We start from the raw sequence: 16710 nt of genomic DNA on the forward strand, positions 1-16710 counted from the left end.
GGTGTGGGGTGTGGGGTGTGGGGTTTTACCCATTTTCAGGTGGTCAATTACCTAATTTTCAGGGAAAAAGTCCCTGAATTTTCCCCCCAATCACTCCAAGGGTCGGCACTTTTTGAGGGCAAAAAAGTCTAAAAACCTTGTTGGATAAGGTTTTTAGATTTATTCAGCAAACCCTAACTAGGGTTTAATTAAATCTATCAGGGTGAGTCACGCTCACCCTAATCAGCTTAACTAATAGGTAATTAAACGGCTGTCAGGGTTTTTTCTAGAAGTTGTCGGGGAGCTTGAACCGAACCACGACAGTGGATTTCCGCAGAATTATTGGGACTTTCAATTAGTTTAACTTTATCTAATTCGGCTCCTAATTGGCGGATCCGTTCCCCTAATAGTTGAGCGATATGTAAGGCAATATTTTCCGCGGTGGGAACCACTTCGGCAAAGTAGGGAATATCCTTATTTAAAAAAGTATGATCGAAGGGTTCTACTACCAATTCATCGATCGCTTTTTGTAAATCCCCTAGATCTACAATCATACCGGTGCGGGGATCGATTTCCCCCGCCACGGATACTTCTAGGTGATAATTATGGCCATGACCGTTTACCCTGGCGCATTTGCCGTAGATTTCCGAGTTTTGTTCGAGGGTTAATTGCGGTAAAGCCAAACGATGAGCGGCACTAAAATGGGTTTTGATAGTTAAAGTTGCTTCCATATCTTTTCCTTGATATTCTGCCCACAATTCGGGGTGTTCAAATAGTTGAATTTTGACCAATGGTAAATAGGGTGCTAATCTTTGCCAGATAACTCTAGCGATATTTTCTGTGGTGGGTAGGGTTTGCTGAAATTCCGGCCAGACTTGATTGAGATAGGAGTAGTCTAATTGACTGGTTATCTCTCGTTTAATTACCTGTTTCACGGTGGAGAGATTTTCCACCATGCCATAAAGATTGAGTTCTTTGTATAGGGAGACGTATAATTCGTAATTGTGACCATGACCGGGAAAACGGCTACCAAGACCAAAAAGTCTTTGATTTTCGGCTTCGTCCCATTCTGGTAGATAATAGCGATGGCTGGCTGAAAACCGCGCTCGACGATTGATGATGCAATCCATAAATGTGGGCGATCGATGACTTTGTAAAGTTACGTTAAGAGCAACTCTTTCTAGCATAAACCAGTTTTGTCTCCTCCGGCTTGCGAACCGGAGAAAGTTATCCCTCAATTCCGGCAGGATGCGATCGCTGTGAGCCGATAGTGAGAAAATTTATCTACTTCCTCTAAAGTTTCCCCCTGAGTAATACATCCGGGTAAATCTGGAATTAGTGCCGTTTATCCGTCTTCTTCTTCAGTATAAATTGAAATCGGATATTTAAGAGATAAAAAGTATTCTAATATTTGTTGTTCCATCGATAGGTCTAAATAGGTTTGACCAAATCGCCAACTTGAGCATTATCAAAAGGTTTTAATTCATCGGATTCTACCACTTCAGATTTATAACTGCTCAATGCAAAAGGAGTATTTTCTATTCTTTTTCTATAAGTTTTTTTCCGATCGGTTTCAATTATAGATATTTTATCTTGAACGAAAATTACTCTTCCCGTACCTCTTACTAATTCGAGAAACCCTAAAGATTCCCCAGTATGCGGATCTAATATTTCTTCGTCATCGATACGATAAACCATCATTCTTTGACCTTCTCGAATTCCGTTCTGTTCACCTCTATTCATTACTAATTTATAGTCGTCAATAACCTTAGCAACTGTGGCAGGGAAGGTTCCTTTAGGAGATAAAATGGGTTTTTCGGCTACATTTTCCATAATGATTTATCTTTGGTATAAATCTGGTTAATATTAAATATTATCGCTCTTAGGGCGCAATAGCTATAATTTAAACTTATATTTGTCAGGATTTAATGATAAGGTCGGTCAATTGCCTTGATCATTAATAGTACGAATGTAGGGGCTATGTATTATAACTGCAAAAAAGGGGTTGAGTGTGATAATTTCTTATAAATTCAAAAAATTGCTATGATAAAATGCTAGAATGAAGGAATGAACATAACTTAAACGAGGGTGTTATGGTAAAAAAATACTATCGTGACATTTCTTCCCAAAATTACTCTATTCCTAGACGCTACTTTATGGATGGTCTGGTCTCAGTTCTAGATATAGGGGGGACTTATCGTACCAATCTAGATTATCGTTGTCGTGTTCGTGTGGGCAAAAAAGTAGTAAATTAGTAGGTCGGGTTGAGGCTACGAAACCCGACAACCCGACAGAAACCCTCTTAATCCTTTTTTTGCTGAATAAAATGCACAACTGGACTAATTTTTGATTATAACGATTAAATAGGCTTGACTAGATCGCCAACTTGAGGATTTTCAAACGGTAGTCTTTCTCCTAATTTATCAATCATTGATTTTAACTCTCTTTCTCTATTTGATTGTAACTCTTTCTTTGCTAAGTATTCAATTCCAGAAGGAGTCAAGGGAGGGATATAAGATAATTCAGACAATTCTCTAGGTTTCTGCAAATATTCTACGATCAAATAAGAAAGTTTATTTAAATCTATGTCTGGCTTTTTGTCTGATTCTATAATAGATATTTTATCTTGAACAAAAATAATTCTTCCCGTACCTCTTACTAATTCGAGAAACCCTAAAGATTCGCCAGTATGCGGATCTAATATTTCTTCGTCATCGATACGATAAACCATCATTCTTTGACCTTCTCGAATTCCGTTTTGTTCACCTCTATTCATTACTAATTTATAGTCGTCAATAACCTTAACGACAGTGGCAGGAAAAGTTCCTTTGGGGGATAAAAGGGGAGTTTCTGTGACGTTTTCCATTTCTACCTCTATGGTTGATTGTATTTCTTAATAACGCTCGGACTAACTCTAGTTTGTTGCATAACTTTTAAATCATTGTTGGCCAGTTTATCTAAAATATATTGATAGGTTATTTTTGGTTCATCGATCACCACTTGAATTCGTTTCTTATTATTGATAGACTGGACGAATCCTACTCCTATCAACCTCTCGAAATCATCTTCATCTGTATAATACAAAGATATCATAGATTGAGCGGCGAATAAATCTGATGCTTCCAGTAAGCATTCAATATTATTGTTTGCGTCCTTTTGAACTCGCAATATCTTAGGAATCATACTCTGTTTCATTTTAGCGTATTCTTCTAAAGCTTTTTCCAAAGCTCTAACCAAGGTAGCGATTATCAGTAAAGATAAAGTCACGATGATGATTAGAAGATACAAAGGAACTGATGCCTTACTAGCCACTACAGCCAGTAAAATCGAAATGGCATAGGATAGAATCGTCAAAATCGAGTTGTTGACTTCTCTAAAACTAGACCAAATTAACCCCCAAAAGTTATTTTTCATCTTTTTTGACAACTCAAGAGACCGGTAATTAGCCAGTCTCTCAAGTCTTATCTATCTATTCTACTCGATTCCTTCGATACGGTCTTCCACTTCTTGATAAAGTTCCTGTAAGCGGTCTAAATTCGACTGGGAAGTTTCCCAGTAACCGCGACCATTAACTTCTAGCAGGGTTCCCACCATCTTGCGGAAAGAATTAGGATTGAGATTCATCAGACGCTGACACATTTCCTCATCTTGAATAAAGGTGGTGTTGACATCTTCATAAACCCAATTATCCACCGCGTCAGCAGTTGCAGACCATCCCATGGTATTAACTAAACGCTTCGATAATTCCCGGACTCCTTCGTAACCGTGATTTAACATTCCCTCGTACCATTTGGGATTGAGTAACTTGGTGCGGGTATCTAAACGGACGGTTTCCGATAAAGTACGCACTTGAGCGTTAGCGGTGGTAGTATCGGCAATATAGGCTGCCGGTTTTTTGCCATCATCCCGTAAACTAGCGACAACTTTGGTGGGATCCGAGTCGAAATAGTGGGAAACATCGGTTAAACTAATTTCGCTAGAATCCAAGTTTTGGAAAGTTGCCTCGGCAGTTTTTAAGGATGCTTCAAACAACTGACGATTATCGGCCATCATCCCGGGATTATCGGAATCGAAAGCAAAACCCTTGCGGTTGAGATACATATTCTGTAACTCTTTTTCGTCTTCCCAACTGCTATTTTCCACCGCAAGATTGATGTTAGAAGAATAGGAACCGGAAGCATTAGAAAAGATGCGGGTGGCTGCCTGTCGAACCGTTAAACCCATTTCTTTTGCTTGTTCAATTGCGTGTTTGCGGACATAATTCATCTCTATCGGTTCGTTTGCTTCCGCAGCCATTTTTACACCTTGGTCAAGCAAGTTCATCTGATTGATAAATAAATCCCGGAAGACACCGGAACAGTTGACCACCACATCAATGCGCGGTCTTCCCAACTCCTCTAGGGGAATTAATTCCAGTTTATTCACCCGTCCTAAAGCATCGGGAACAGGACGAACTCCCACCATCCAGAGAATTTGTGCTAGGGATTCCCCATAGGTTTTGATGTTATCGGTTCCCCAGAGAACACAAGCGATGGTTTCGGGATATTTACCGCCATTATCCAGTTTTTGCCGTTCTAACAGACGATCTACCACGATTTTAGCCGATTTTACCGCCGCTAGGGTCGGGATAGACTGGGGATCTAAAGCGTGGATATTTTTACCCGTCGGTAAAACTCCGGGGTTACGGATGGGGTCGCCACCGGGACCGGGAAGAACGTATTCCCCTTCTAATGCTTTTAATAGGGCCCCTAATTCATTATCAGCACAGACCTGTTCTAAACAGAATTCTAGGTATTCAAACAGGGGTTTTAACGCGACCGGATCAACTTTTGGATAACCCATTTCCTGTAAAGTTTCGATCCAAGGCGATTTCTTGCCTATATTCAAGAAATTCAGCTTAGAAAGCATCGATACCCGACCTTCTGCGTCGGTTTGGGATTTGACTAAAGCGGAAACGGCAGCGCGAGTCGCGAGGGTGATGTTTTGCAGTAATTCCACATCTTCTAACACCCCTCGATCGCTATTGCGATAAACTTCCTCTATATCCCGGCCAATGCTGTTGAGCAAAATTCGGGGTAAGGAGAGTAAACCGTCTTCTTCCCGGTCTAAACTGGCAATATTGACTAAAGTTGCGATCGCTTCGAGCGCCGAGGGAGGTTTCCCGATAACGTGAAGTCCGCAGGGAAGTAAGCGCGATTCAATTTCCATCAGTTTGCGATAGACGGAACCGACGATATTATCCCGTTCCTCTTGACTGAGATGGGCGGTGTCACCATCAGGTAAACTTATATCCTTGTCGAGATTTACCAATAAACATTTATCGACAATGGTATTGACAATTTGCACCCCACGCCCACTATCCTTCAGGGTTTGGTAGGAACCGATCAACTCGCTTAGTTCTTTTAACCCTTTGTAAAGTCCGGCATTTTCTGCGGGGGGAGTGAGATAGGAGATAGTTTCCGCATAACTGCGACGTTTAGCGATCGTCGCTTCGCTGGGGTTATTAGCGGCATAATAGTAGAGGTTGGGAATCATCCCGATGAGGTTATCGGGGTAGCATTCTCCAGACATTCCCATCTGTTTCCCCGGCATAAATTCTAAGGATCCGTGGGTGCCAAAATGGAGAACTGCGTCTGCTTTCCAGACTTGATTGAGATAGGTATAGTAGGCTGCAAAACCGTGGTGGGGACTAGCAGAACGAGAGAATAGCAGACGCATGGGATCCCCTTCATAACCGAAGGTGGGTTGAACCCCAATAAAGACGTTACCGAATTCTTTCCCGTAGATTAAAAGATTTTGTCCATCACTGTTGAGATGTCCCGGTGGTGGTCCCCAATTTTCCTCTAAACGGACGGAATAGGGGGTTAAGCGTTCGTATTCGGGTACGGACATCCGATAGGCGATATTTAGCTCCGGACTATGGTATTGTGCTTGAGCATCATGGATTACCGCTTCCATCAGTTCTCGGGGAGATGCGGGTAAGTCTTGCAAGTCATAACCGTTATTTTGTAACGCTTGCATCACTTCGTAGATGGAACCGAACACATCTAGATAGGCTGCGGTTCCCACATTCCCTTTATCGGGGGGGAAACTAAAGACGGTGATGGCGACTTTTTTGTTTAGTTTCGGTTTCTTCCTTAGAGTAGCCCATTTTAGCGCCCGTTGAGCGATCGCTTCCACCCGATCCTGTAAGGCGATCGCTTTACCCGTGGCCCCATCCCGGCCTGATAATATAATAGGTTCGATCGCACCGTCTAATTCGGGAATGGCAATCTGTAGCGCTACTTGAATCGGGTGTAACCCTAAATCGCTTTCTTCCCATTCCTGGGTGGTTTGGAAAACTAGCGGTAACGCGCACATATAGGGACGATTGAGACGTTTTAAGGATTCTATCGCTTTCGGGTGATCTTGTCGCGCTGGACCTCCCACTAAAGCAAATCCCGTCAGGGAAATTACTGTATCGACGATGGGAACCGCTTCTACTCCTTTTAAGCTTTTATCCCAGAAATATTCTTCTACGGGTTTAGAAAAGTCTAATCCCCCAGCAAAAACGGGAAGGACTCGCGCACCCATAGACTCGAATTCCTGCACGAGAGCGACATAATGAGCGTCATCACCAGTAACGAGGTGAGTTCTCTGTAAAATTAAGCCAACACAGGGAGCCAAGGGGTCTTTTAGGTCATCGGCAATATCACTGCGGTTATTGTACCAAGCGAAGTATTCCTTGACATCCTCGAACATTTTCATGGATAAAGGATGCCAGATCCCCAGATCTGGATAAACTACCGGTTCTTTGTAAACTACGCTGTCATCCTTGTTATCGAAGACGTACTTATCGGCCAACATTAACAGGAAGTTCTCTAAATTTTCTGCGGAACCTCCTAGCCAATACTGGAAACTTAACATAAAGTTGCGCGCATCCTGAGCTTTTTCCATGGGGAGGTATTTCAGGACTTGCGGTAAGGTTCGCAATAACTTTAACATCGCATCTTGGAAACCAGCGCCGGAGTTTTCCTTGCGCTTTTTCATAAAGTTAGCGATGACACTCTTAGACTGTCCCAATTGGGCCATGGAAAAGCTGCCTAATTTATTTAAGCGCATTACCTGGGGCATGGAGGGAAAGATTATCGCTGCGTCTAATTTATCCCGATGGGGACTGACAGCGGCCACAACTTTATCGGCTAAATCTTCGATAAAGATGAGAGAGGCAATGAAAATATTAGCTTTGGCTATATCCTCTTGAAAATTGCGATAATTTTCCCCATCGCGCAGTTCTTCGATTAAATAACCACTAATTTCGATCGCTAGTTTCGGGTTGTTAGCGTTGATTTCCCTGACGGCACTACTCAGCGCACTTTGGTACTGAGGTTCTAGCACGACATAGACCACCTTGACCAGCGATCGACCATTCAACGCGTCGGGAACTATGTGACGAATGGTGGACTTGACGTGAGTGAACATATATGATGGTTCTCCTTAGGATTGCTGAGTCTGGTATGAAGGGATTTTCGTCATCAGATGACGATCGCCCTTTGTTTAAGGTATTTAGATATATATGTTTCTGTCTTGTATCAGAAAATGTCACCCCAATGAGCATTTACTCTGGGTTTTGACACAATTCGATAAATATCTTGCCAGATTTTGTAACAGATGGTAAAGAGCTTTCTGAGTAACTGCTCAGGCTTTTATTTACAAAAATTAATATTTAATCTATTGACTTTTTTAATTAAAAGTGGTAATAAATAGCAACTCAGACGAGATTTCGCTGTTAACACATGATGATGAGACATCTGCAAGTGCTATAACTCAATCAAGATCAGCTTTTTGTTCTTATGCTAGACCTCTGGTAAAAATCAAAAATTGTTGTTAGGGTTAGGAGTCAGTCCCGATGAAAAAATTTTCACCCCCACAGATGAAAGAGGTTTCCTTCCCTACACCCCACACCCTACACCCTACACCCACTTTCAAGTCAGTAGCAGGTAAGCTGCACTGGATTTAAACTGAGTAGGGGAAATTTTAGTACAAATGCTCGAACTGGCAACTCTGGCACTCCGGTGCAGTCTTAAGGAGTAATTTAGATAGGGTTTGCTGAATAAAGCTAAAAACCTTGTTGGGTAAGACTTTTAGACTTTTTGTCAATCAAAAAGTACCAGAGATGGGAGTGATCAGGGGGAAAATTCAGGTACTTTTTCCCTGAAAATTAGGTAGTTGACCACCTGAAAATCGGTAAAACCCTACACCCCACACCCCACACCCCACACCCCACACCCCACACCCTACCCCCACCGAAAAACTTTTTCAGCAGACCCTATTTAAGATTCCGATGATTAGTTTTAGTGAAACTTTTACTAGGGTAAGGGAATGCTTTCAGGATTCCAGTCTTGGTTTTCTTGTAGCCAAACTAGAATCCGTGACTATTAAGTCGATGATAAACTCTATTATTTTCAGTAATCGATCGACAATGTTTTTAAATTGGATAACTTTACCCTATTTATTCATTAATCCTGTGTTAATTCCCTTGAGCATAGCTCGATCGGAAACTATTCTTGCTCAAGAAGTAAGCGATCCTAATTATCAAAAACTGGTACAGTACGCTCAAAATCAACAACTCGATCGCCTAGCCATGGCTGATATAATCCAGAATATCGCCACTCAATTTTTAGGAGCAAAATATCAAGCAGGATTACTCGATCGCTCGGCAACAGAAAAATTATTTATCTCTTTAAAAGAGTTTGATTGTGTCCTCTTTGTGGAAACAGTTCTCGCTTTGAGTCACAATTTTGCTTTAAAAAATTATCAGTATTCTGCTTTTAGTCAGCAGGTCTTAAATCAACGTTATCGCCACGGTATTCTCGACGGTTATTGTAGTCGTCTGCATTACTTTTCCGATTGGATTAATGACAACCAAAAACGAGGTAATCTAGAAAATATTACTCAAAAATTAGGTGGAATTACTCTTGACAAAAAGCTCAACTTTATCAGCAAAAATCGCCCTCTATATCCCCAGTTAAAAACTCCAAGTAATTACGATTGTATTCAACAGGTAGAAAAGCAATTAGAAAGCTTATCCTTAACCTATATTCCCACCGCTAAGATTAAAGATATTTATCCACAACTGCAAGCTGGCGATATTATCGGTGTCGTGACTAATATCGCTGGTTTAGATACCACCCATACCGGTCTAGTTTATCGCTTTCCTGACGGCAAAATTGGCTTAATTCATGCCTCTCCTGCCGGTCAAGTTACCATTGCTAAAGACCTAGAAAAATATATCACTAAAGTGGACAAAGCCATCGGTATTTTTGTCGTTCGTTCCTTTGATCCAAGAAATAGGTAGATAGGCAGCGAGGGCAGCAGAAAAAAAATTGTGATCCCACCCTATTGTTCATCTCAATTTAGGTGTTCAATGTCGGTAATAATCGGTAAAATCACCGTGATCTTTGTGCCTTTTCCTTCCTCACTTTCTAGGTAAATTTGTCCTTTGTGCGCTTCCACACAGCGTCCGACAATGGCTAATCCTAATCCCGTTCCTTGAATATTATCGACATTGCTACCGCGATAAAAAGGTTTAAATAAATTTTCTTTATCTTTGCTGGGAATACCAATCCCTCGATCGACAATTTTAAAGACTACCTGCTCGGATTCAACAATAATCTTAAATTCTACGGGGTTGCCTTGGGGTGAATATTTGAGAGCATTTCCCAGTAAATTTGTCAAGATATGTTTAATTAAATTTATATCCCAAAGTCCTCTTTCTAAGCTGCCTTCAACTTGGAAAATAATTGCTAATTGCGGCTCCGGCTTAACAGTAAAAGATTCTACTAATTTCTGACAATAATCCAGTAAATCCACCAGATCAAATTGACAGTATAATCTCCCGGAATCGGCCCGGCCAATTAATAACACTTCCGTGAGCAATTGATCCATGTCTTTAATGGCCGATCGAATCATGCGAAAATAGCTAACTTGCTGATCTTTTGTCAACCGATCGCGACTTTCTTCTAATAATCCAGCCGAGAGTAAAATTTTATTTAAAGGATTGCGAAAATCGTGGGATAACATGGAAACAAATTCGGTTCTTAACTGATTTAATTCCTGCGCTTTTTCCAGTTGATTAGTACGTTCAATCACGCTCATTTTTAAAGCTTCGTTCGATTCTCGTAAAGCTTCCTCCATCTGTTTTCGCTCGATCGCATAACATAGCGATCGAGTTAAAATTTCTAAACTTACTTCTCTTTTAATTAAATAATCCTGCGCTCCCTGACGCAGTGCTGCCAAAGCTAAATTATCATCATTAGTATTAGTTAAAACCACGATCGGCAATTTCGGAGCCGTAATTAAAAGGGGAGCTAAGGATTCCAAACCCTGACTATCTGGTAAAGTTAAATCTAATAAAATTACATCAAAATTTGTTTGTTGTAACAGAGAAATCGCCTCGGATAATCTTGAGACATTAACCAGATGAAATTCTTTTTTTTCATTACCCTTAAGAATTTCCTTTAATAATCGAGCTTCGGCTAAATTATCCTCGATTAAAAGAACTTTTATATCCTGCGAGAGTCCCATTTTTTAATCAAGAGTTAAAGAGATTTGGGAAGTTAGGGATTTGGGAGGTTAGGGATTGGGAAGTGGGGAAGTGGGGAGGTGGGGAGGTGGGGGAATTTCAACTAAAACCCTAAAACCCTAACACCCCAAAACCCGCCGCAACGCGCACGCAGTGACCACCCTGTCCCCTGCCTCCTGATAACTGATAACTGATAATGATTCACTCCCCGGGTAAAGTAGCGGTTTCTAACCAAAAAGCCTCGATATTTTTGACAATTTTGAACAAATCTTTGAGATTGCGTGACTTGGTTATATAACAATTAACGTGCAGTTCATAGCTATAAAAAATATCCTCCTCGTTGCGAGAAGTGGTTAAAACCACCACAGGAATTCTTTTTAAACTGGGATCGTTTTTTATTTCCGCTAATACCTCCCGTCCGTCTTTTCTTGGTAAATTCAGATCGAGAAGAATAAGATTAGGACGGGGAGAATCGAGATACTCCCCTTCTCGACGCAGATAATCCATAGCGCTGACACCATCCCTAACGATAACTAATTCGTGCGGGACGGTGCTAGTTTTTAATGCCTCTTGAATGAGGCGAATATCAGCTTTGCTGTCCTCCACTAATAAGATAATTTTGTGTGGCACGTCCTCGCCAGCGCTCACGCTCGTCACCTCCTAGGGGAATTGTAAAACAGAAAACCGCTCCTTTGCCTAATTGGGATTCTACCCAAATTCGTCCGCGATGACACTCGATAATTTTCTTACAAATCGCTAAACCCATACCTGTGCCGGGGTACTCGTCGCGGGTGTGCAGTCGTTGGAAAATCACGAAAATGCGTTCGGAAAATCGGGGATCGATACCAATTCCATTATCGGTGACAGAGAACAGCCATTCCTCTTCTTGACGTTGGGCAGCAATATGAATAGTGGGAGTTGCTTTTCCTCGGAATTTAATCGCATTACCGATGAGATTTTGGAACAATTGCATTAACTGGGTTTTATCTGCCATGATAATTGGCAAAGGATCAACGGTGATCATAGCCTGACTTTCCTGAATTCTCCCTTTCAGGTTAGCGAGAGCTTTTTCCAGTGCCAGATTAGCATCGATGGTATTAAACTCTACCGCCTGCATATCCACTTTCGAGTAAGCCAGCACATCATCTATTAATGTTTGCATCAAACTGACACCTTCGACGGCAAAAGTAATAAATTCTTTAGCATCTTCGTCCAGTTCTTCGGTGTAGCGCATTTCTAGCAACTGCACATAGTTGGCGACTTGATTGAGGGGTTCCTGTAAATCGTGGGAAGCGACGTAGGCGAATTTTTTTAATTCGGCGTTTGATAGTTCCAAATCCCGCGCCAAACGGGCCAATTCATCGGCTTGTTTTAAGATGATATTGACGATCGCTTTTCGTAATTCTAGTGCCGCGTTAATTTCTACTGCTTTCCAGGGTAAAGATTTGAGGCGAACGGTTTCTTTCCAGAGGGAGAAAGATTTACGCGGACAGAGACGAATATCACCATCTATGGCAGTCGTTTCGATCGCTTTACCCGGATCACCACCCCAGTTCACGGTTTGAATTACTTCCGGACGAAACCAGAGGAGATAATTACGTTTAGAAATGGGAATTGCTAGTAGGCCACTGGCAATGTCTTTAAACTTACCCGCATCGGTATAAATTCGCGGTAAGGAATTGGTATAGTAAACATCTTCAAGGACGTTTTTTTCTAGCCAAGTAATCAGATAATTTAGTTCTTCTTCGCTCGGTGTTACTCCAATTAAGGTATAATTGCCGCCTAAACAAATAGCGGCTCCTGTAGCTTTAGTTAGATCGAGCAGATTCGGTTTATGGGCAATTAATCCATCAATAAAGTTATTAGCTTCAGCCATATAATCGATTAATTGCGATTGCACAAAGTTTAATTTCACTCGATAGTCATAATCCTCGGTTTCTTCCCGTGCCGATATTTCCGAAAAGATTACCCGTCCCAAAAATTCACAAGCTTTACGGAGTTCGTAGGGTACATATTTGGGGGTGCGGTGATGACAGGCAATAATACCCCAGAGACGTTTATTTTCAATCAGAGAAATGGTTAGAGATGCTCCCACTCCCATGTTATGCAGGTATTCTAAATGACAGGGAGAAGCACTTCTAAGACTGGACAGGGTTAAATTTAAGGGTTGTTGAGTTTCGGGATGAAGAATAGGCACTAGATCGACGGGTTCAGAGGTGGCATCGGGAATCTGTCGAATCCAATTAGCAGTTAATAAATTTCGTGCCGGGAGAGGGATATCGGAAGCGGGATAACGTAAACCGAGATAGGGTTCTAGTTGCTCTATTTTGTCTTCTGCTATCACATCACCGTTATCTTCTTCGTCGAATTTGTATAACATAACTCGATCGAATCCTGTCATTTTTCGCACTTCTTTAACGATGATATTACAGAAATCTTTTAGGCTACGGGTGGCTTCAAGTTTATCGATCGAAGTTTTGGCTAGGTGATAGAATCTCAGGAAAGGAATGTTTTCATAGGAAATAGCTGGTTCTAACTCTAAAATCAGCATTTGTTCGGCGTTGCGGTGGAAAATAGCATCAAAGACAGCAAAATCATCCCCTTTAACCCGCGCCCAAATTTTGGAGGGATTGATAGCATCAAAATCGTTATTTTCTATGGCTGATTTTAGAGGATCGATCTGAAAGGGATCGAAGATTTCCTCTAGGGTTTTACCGATAATTTCCCCCGGAGAAATACCCAATAAACTGCGGCTATTACTGCTAGTTTGGCTGACTTTTAGCTCCGGTTCGCTGAGAACTAAAAGCACCCCGTGCGGTTGAATTCGGTTATAGAGATGGATCGGTTCCCGTTCGATCGAAGTTGGGTTAATTGTCTCGGTTAGAACTTCCATGTGTATTACCCCCAGAGGATTTTTGCCAAGTTGAAAACTCTTTGTTTATTAAAACTATTTCTTCTAGCTTTCAGGGGGCGATCGAGAATAAATTTACTTCTCTTAATCCCTGGACATCAAAAGTAATAAAACTTTAATTAATCAGTTATCTATCGATCGAGCATTTCTGTTCATTTTCCTTTATTATAATCAGTTTTTCTGTTGAGAATCTATGGTAATTTGTTAAGAATTAAGAGTTAATGTTACAAGGTACAGATAATTCTTCATAAAAATATATGGTAGTTAAGGGGTTTCAGACCCAAAAATTTCAAGGAACGCACGCTAGAAAAGTAGGCGATCTGCTAGGCAGTGCCTTCGGCATCCCACTGTGATTGTACAATTGATAAGCAAGAACAAATTAAAGAGATAAATCAGTAAACTTGATCGTGTTTTCCAATATCAACTATAACAATTAAAGTTTCTCCTGAATCAGTATCTTGACGAAAAGTAAAAATAATACGGCAATCGTAACTAACAGAACATGACCAATAACCTTCTAATCTACCTGTAAGCTTATGGGATTTTAAAGAGGGGGTGAAGGGATTATCTTCTAACAAATATAGAACCTCTGATACCTTGCTTTGTAGTTGAGGATTTTTGCTGATTAAGCGTTGAAAAGCTCTTTTAAAGCTTTTGTCAGCAACTAATTTCATTCTTCTTCATCCTCTAACAAATAAGCCATTATCTCTTCAGCACTGCCTTTTTTTGCTGTTCCCATTGCTAAAGATTTTAAGGTTTCTTCGCCATTTTTAGCCATCTCATCGCGGCGTTTCTCAATGCGTCTTTTACGAATTAGCTCAAACAAATAATCTTGGTCTTCAATGGATAGACTCTCTACCGATTCGATCAGATCTTGAAAAAATGCGATACTCATTAAAGTTTACTCCTGTTAGTTAACTTTTTTTTCCGATATGTTATCACAATATAGTCAAGTAGGGTGCGTCAGGCAATCCCTTGTTTTTAGGGAAAAAATCAAGAGCTAAATATCGCCGTAACGCACCACAAAGAAAAGTTTTTGGCTACTTTTATAATCCGCTATGACGGAGGAGAGGCTCGGTACTGGGTTCGCGACCGCGGAAAGCTTTAAAAACATTCATGGGATGGGAACTTCCCCCCATAGCTAAGACAGTATCGCGAAAACGGCGACCGATCGCTTTCACTGCTTCTTCGTTATCTAATCCCACTTCCTCGAAAGCGGCAAAAGCATCGGCGCTGAGGACTTCTGCCCATTTATAACTATAGTAACCCGCCGCATAACCGCCGGCGAAAATATGTCCAAAAGAACATAAGAAAGCATCTTCCGGTAGAGGAGGAATTATCGTCGTCGTCGCTGCTAAACGCTGTCTGACTTGTTTAGGAGTTTCGCTGCCATTCGGTTGATAACGATGGTGTAATTCCAAATCTACTAGAGACAAATGTAACTGACGCAACATGGCCGAACCACTCATATAATTCTTAGTTAGGAGCAGTTTTTGGTAGTAATGTTCGGGGAGAGTTTCGCCAGTTTCGTAGTGTTTGGCCATACTCATTAAAGTAGGGCGATCATAACACCAATTTTCCATAAATTGACTGGGCAATTCCACTGCGTCCCACTCAACGTTATTAATACCCGCCGCGCCGGAATAATCCACAGTGGTTAACATATGCTGTAAACCGTGGCCAAATTCGTGAAAGAGGGTAGTTACCTCCTCAAAGGTCATTAAACTGGGGTTTCCATCTACTGGAGGCGTTTGATTGCAGATTAAATAAGCCACAGGTAAACGCACCTCGGCACTGGTTTTGGCCCGACCGATACAGACATCCATCCAAGCGCCGCCGCGTTTTTCGGCGGGACGACTGTAGGCATCGAGGTAGAAATAGGCGATTTTTTCGCCCTTTTCGTCGTTAATCTGGAAATAACGCACATCGGGATGCCAGATAGGGGACTGACCGTCAGCGGCGATAATTTCTACCCCAAAAATCCGTTTAGCGAGGCTAAATATGCCTTCTAAAACCCGTGGTAGGGGGAAATAGGGGCGTAATTCCTCGGCACTAAAGTTAAACTTGGCCTGACGCTGTTTTTCTGACCAATAGGCTATATCCCAATGCTTGAGATCGTCGGTTTCCGCAAAAGTTTTTAAGGCCTCTAAATCCTCTTTTGCCGCTTCATAGCTTACTTGGCGCAAATTGTCAAGCAATTTCTCGATTTCATCCACAGAATTGGCCATTTTCCGGGCAAGACTGACCTCGGCGTAGGTACTATAACCTAGAAGATGAGCCTGTTCCTGACGAAGTTGCAAAATGCGATCGATTAAGGGATTATTATCCAATTCTCCCAGATCAGCCCGACTAACGTAGGCTTTATAGAGTTTTTCCCGCAATTCCCGATTATCGCTGTACTTCATAAAGGGGAAATAACTGGGAAAATCGAGGCTAATCACCCAGGGGCCAGTTTCGGTGCTGGCGTTAGTTTCCCCTTGGGCGCGGGCGGTTTGGGCCGCTAAACTAAGGAGACTAGGGGGTAAACCGGCGATATCTTCTGGGGTTGTTAGTTTCAGTTTAAAAGCTTTGGTGGCATCGAGGAGGTTATTAGAAAATTTCGTGGTGATTTCCGCTAATTCCAGTTGAATCGCGTTAAATCTGTCTTTTTTCTCCCCTGCTAATCCCACCCCGGCTAATTGGGCATCCCGCAGGGAAGCTTCGACGATGCGCTGTTGTGCCTCGTCTAATTGCCCCCAGCTTTCCCCTTGACGCAGGGACAAAAATGCCTCATAAATGGGTTTACTTTGGCTTAAACGGCTAATAAACTCGACTACCTGCGGTTGTACGGTTTCGTAAGCTTGACGCAATTCTGGGCTATTTTTTACCCCCATCAGATGACCGATAACCCCCCAACTCCAGCTTAAACGTTCTTCGATCCGGGTGAGGGGTTCGACCAATTTTTCCCAGGTGGGGATAATCTGCGCTTCTAGATCGGTTAATTCTCTGGCCAGTTCCTGCAAAAGTTGCGTCATCCCAGGGACAATCAGGCCGGGTTGGATTTGGTCAAAAGCCGGTAATCCTTGACCGACAAGCAGCGGGTTACTGGTATTCGTCATAATTTTTGGTCTGGAAGGGTGAGTAATTTGTATCTTTTACTACCGCTCAACTAAACTTACTCAAACTTACTTAAAAGTCTGAAAGCTTAGTCATTCGTAGTGGGTCAAGCACTACAGGATTAAACGGCAAACCCTTTATTCCCTGGTCAATGACATCA

At 41.8% G+C, this 16710-nt stretch carries 12 protein-coding genes and 1 pseudogene; 1 reads left to right on the forward strand and 12 read right to left on the reverse strand.

The genetic code is table 11. The annotated features are described in order from the left end of the window. Nucleotides 1-242: 242 nt before the first annotated feature. The 6 genes and pseudogenes from EWV84_RS09690 to EWV84_RS09715 all read right to left on the reverse strand — a co-directional run bounded on the left by EWV84_RS09690 (nucleotide 243) and on the right by EWV84_RS09715 (nucleotide 7440). Entirely contained in the window at nucleotides 243-1109 is an 867-nt protein-coding gene (locus tag EWV84_RS09690; protein WP_286826089.1) for a 6-pyruvoyl trahydropterin synthase family protein, read from the reverse strand. 104 nt (nucleotides 1110-1213) lie between these two features. Next, a pseudogene (locus EWV84_RS09695) lies at nucleotides 1214-1402 on the reverse strand (type II toxin-antitoxin system HicB family antitoxin). Nucleotides 1403-1410: 8 nt separating this feature from the next. Continuing rightward, nucleotides 1411-1812, reverse strand: coding sequence for a hypothetical protein (locus tag EWV84_RS09700; protein ID WP_287077834.1), 402 nt, complete (start codon nucleotides 1810-1812; stop codon nucleotides 1411-1413). A gap of 526 nt (nucleotides 1813-2338) precedes the next feature. After that, nucleotides 2339-2845 (reverse strand): hypothetical protein, encoded by a 507-nt coding sequence (locus EWV84_RS09705; protein ID WP_193978685.1) that lies wholly within the window; start codon nucleotides 2843-2845, stop codon nucleotides 2339-2341. Nucleotides 2846-2853: 8 nt separating this feature from the next. Further along, nucleotides 2854-3393 carry a hypothetical protein gene (locus EWV84_RS09710; protein WP_012264666.1) on the reverse strand — a complete coding sequence of 180 codons (540 nt, stop codon included), beginning with the start codon at nucleotides 3391-3393 and terminating at the stop codon, nucleotides 2854-2856. A 60-nt stretch (nucleotides 3394-3453) separates the two neighbouring features. Beyond that, nucleotides 3454-7440, reverse strand: a complete 3987-nt coding sequence (locus tag EWV84_RS09715) for a magnesium chelatase subunit H (RefSeq protein WP_287077835.1) — start codon at nucleotides 7438-7440, stop codon at nucleotides 3454-3456. Between the two features lie 964 nt (nucleotides 7441-8404). Here EWV84_RS09715 and EWV84_RS09720 point away from each other — a divergent pair. Beyond that, entirely contained in the window at nucleotides 8405-9316 is a 912-nt protein-coding gene (locus tag EWV84_RS09720) for an N-acetylmuramoyl-L-alanine amidase-like domain-containing protein (RefSeq protein WP_287077836.1), read from the forward strand. A 53-nt stretch (nucleotides 9317-9369) separates the two neighbouring features. On the opposite strand, the gene EWV84_RS09725 is transcribed toward EWV84_RS09720, so the two are convergent. The 6 genes from EWV84_RS09725 to EWV84_RS09750 form a co-directional block, all read right to left on the reverse strand. Next, nucleotides 9370-10545 carry a hybrid sensor histidine kinase/response regulator gene (locus EWV84_RS09725; protein WP_286826075.1) on the reverse strand — a complete coding sequence of 392 codons (1176 nt, stop codon included), beginning with the start codon at nucleotides 10543-10545 and terminating at the stop codon, nucleotides 9370-9372. 199 nt (nucleotides 10546-10744) lie between these two features. Then, nucleotides 10745-11191 carry a response regulator gene (locus tag EWV84_RS09730; RefSeq protein WP_286826074.1) on the reverse strand — a complete coding sequence of 149 codons (447 nt, stop codon included), beginning with the start codon at nucleotides 11189-11191 and terminating at the stop codon, nucleotides 10745-10747. Then, the gene (locus tag EWV84_RS09735; RefSeq protein WP_287077837.1) at nucleotides 11130-13436 is read right to left on the reverse strand and encodes a sensor histidine kinase; all 2307 of its coding nucleotides are present in this window, start codon (nucleotides 13434-13436) and stop codon (nucleotides 11130-11132) included. The genes EWV84_RS09730 and EWV84_RS09735 overlap by 62 nt, the downstream gene beginning before the upstream one ends. Nucleotides 13437-13846: 410 nt before the next feature. After that, nucleotides 13847-14128 (reverse strand): type II toxin-antitoxin system RelE/ParE family toxin, encoded by a 282-nt coding sequence (locus EWV84_RS09740; RefSeq protein WP_271955939.1) that lies wholly within the window; start codon nucleotides 14126-14128, stop codon nucleotides 13847-13849. Then, entirely contained in the window at nucleotides 14125-14349 is a 225-nt protein-coding gene (locus EWV84_RS09745; protein ID WP_158201840.1) for a hypothetical protein, read from the reverse strand. Before EWV84_RS09745 ends, EWV84_RS09740 begins: the two co-directional genes overlap by 4 nt. A gap of 151 nt (nucleotides 14350-14500) precedes the next feature. Further along, nucleotides 14501-16552 carry a M3 family metallopeptidase gene (locus EWV84_RS09750; RefSeq protein ID WP_287077838.1) on the reverse strand — a complete coding sequence of 684 codons (2052 nt, stop codon included), beginning with the start codon at nucleotides 16550-16552 and terminating at the stop codon, nucleotides 14501-14503. Between the last annotated feature and the right edge of the window lie 158 nt (nucleotides 16553-16710).

The organism is Microcystis sp. M_QC_C_20170808_M3Col (assembly GCF_007095505.1).
In the GTDB taxonomy this organism is placed as follows: Bacteria; Cyanobacteriota; Cyanobacteriia; order Cyanobacteriales; family Microcystaceae; genus Microcystis.

Coding starts and splice junctions, on each gene's coding strand:
- EWV84_RS09690 (WP_286826089.1), bottom strand. CDS start 1,109: ATGGATTGCATCATCAATCGTCGAGCGCGGTTTTCAGCCAGCCATCGC.
- EWV84_RS09700 (WP_287077834.1), bottom strand. CDS start 1,812: ATGGAAAATGTAGCCGAAAAACCCATTTTATCTCCTAAAGGAACCTTC.
- EWV84_RS09705 (WP_193978685.1), bottom strand. CDS start 2,845: ATGGAAAACGTCACAGAAACTCCCCTTTTATCCCCCAAAGGAACTTTT.
- EWV84_RS09710 (WP_012264666.1), bottom strand. CDS start 3,393: ATGAAAAATAACTTTTGGGGGTTAATTTGGTCTAGTTTTAGAGAAGTC.
- EWV84_RS09715 (WP_287077835.1), bottom strand. CDS start 7,440: ATGTTCACTCACGTCAAGTCCACCATTCGTCACATAGTTCCCGACGCG.
- EWV84_RS09720 (WP_287077836.1), top strand. CDS start 8,405: ATGATAAACTCTATTATTTTCAGTAATCGATCGACAATGTTTTTAAAT.
- EWV84_RS09725 (WP_286826075.1), bottom strand. CDS start 10,545: ATGGGACTCTCGCAGGATATAAAAGTTCTTTTAATCGAGGATAATTTA.
- EWV84_RS09735 (WP_287077837.1), bottom strand. CDS start 13,436: ATGGAAGTTCTAACCGAGACAATTAACCCAACTTCGATCGAACGGGAA.
- EWV84_RS09740 (WP_271955939.1), bottom strand. CDS start 14,128: ATGAAATTAGTTGCTGACAAAAGCTTTAAAAGAGCTTTTCAACGCTTA.
- EWV84_RS09745 (WP_158201840.1), bottom strand. CDS start 14,349: ATGAGTATCGCATTTTTTCAAGATCTGATCGAATCGGTAGAGAGTCTA.
- EWV84_RS09750 (WP_287077838.1), bottom strand. CDS start 16,552: ATGACGAATACCAGTAACCCGCTGCTTGTCGGTCAAGGATTACCGGCT.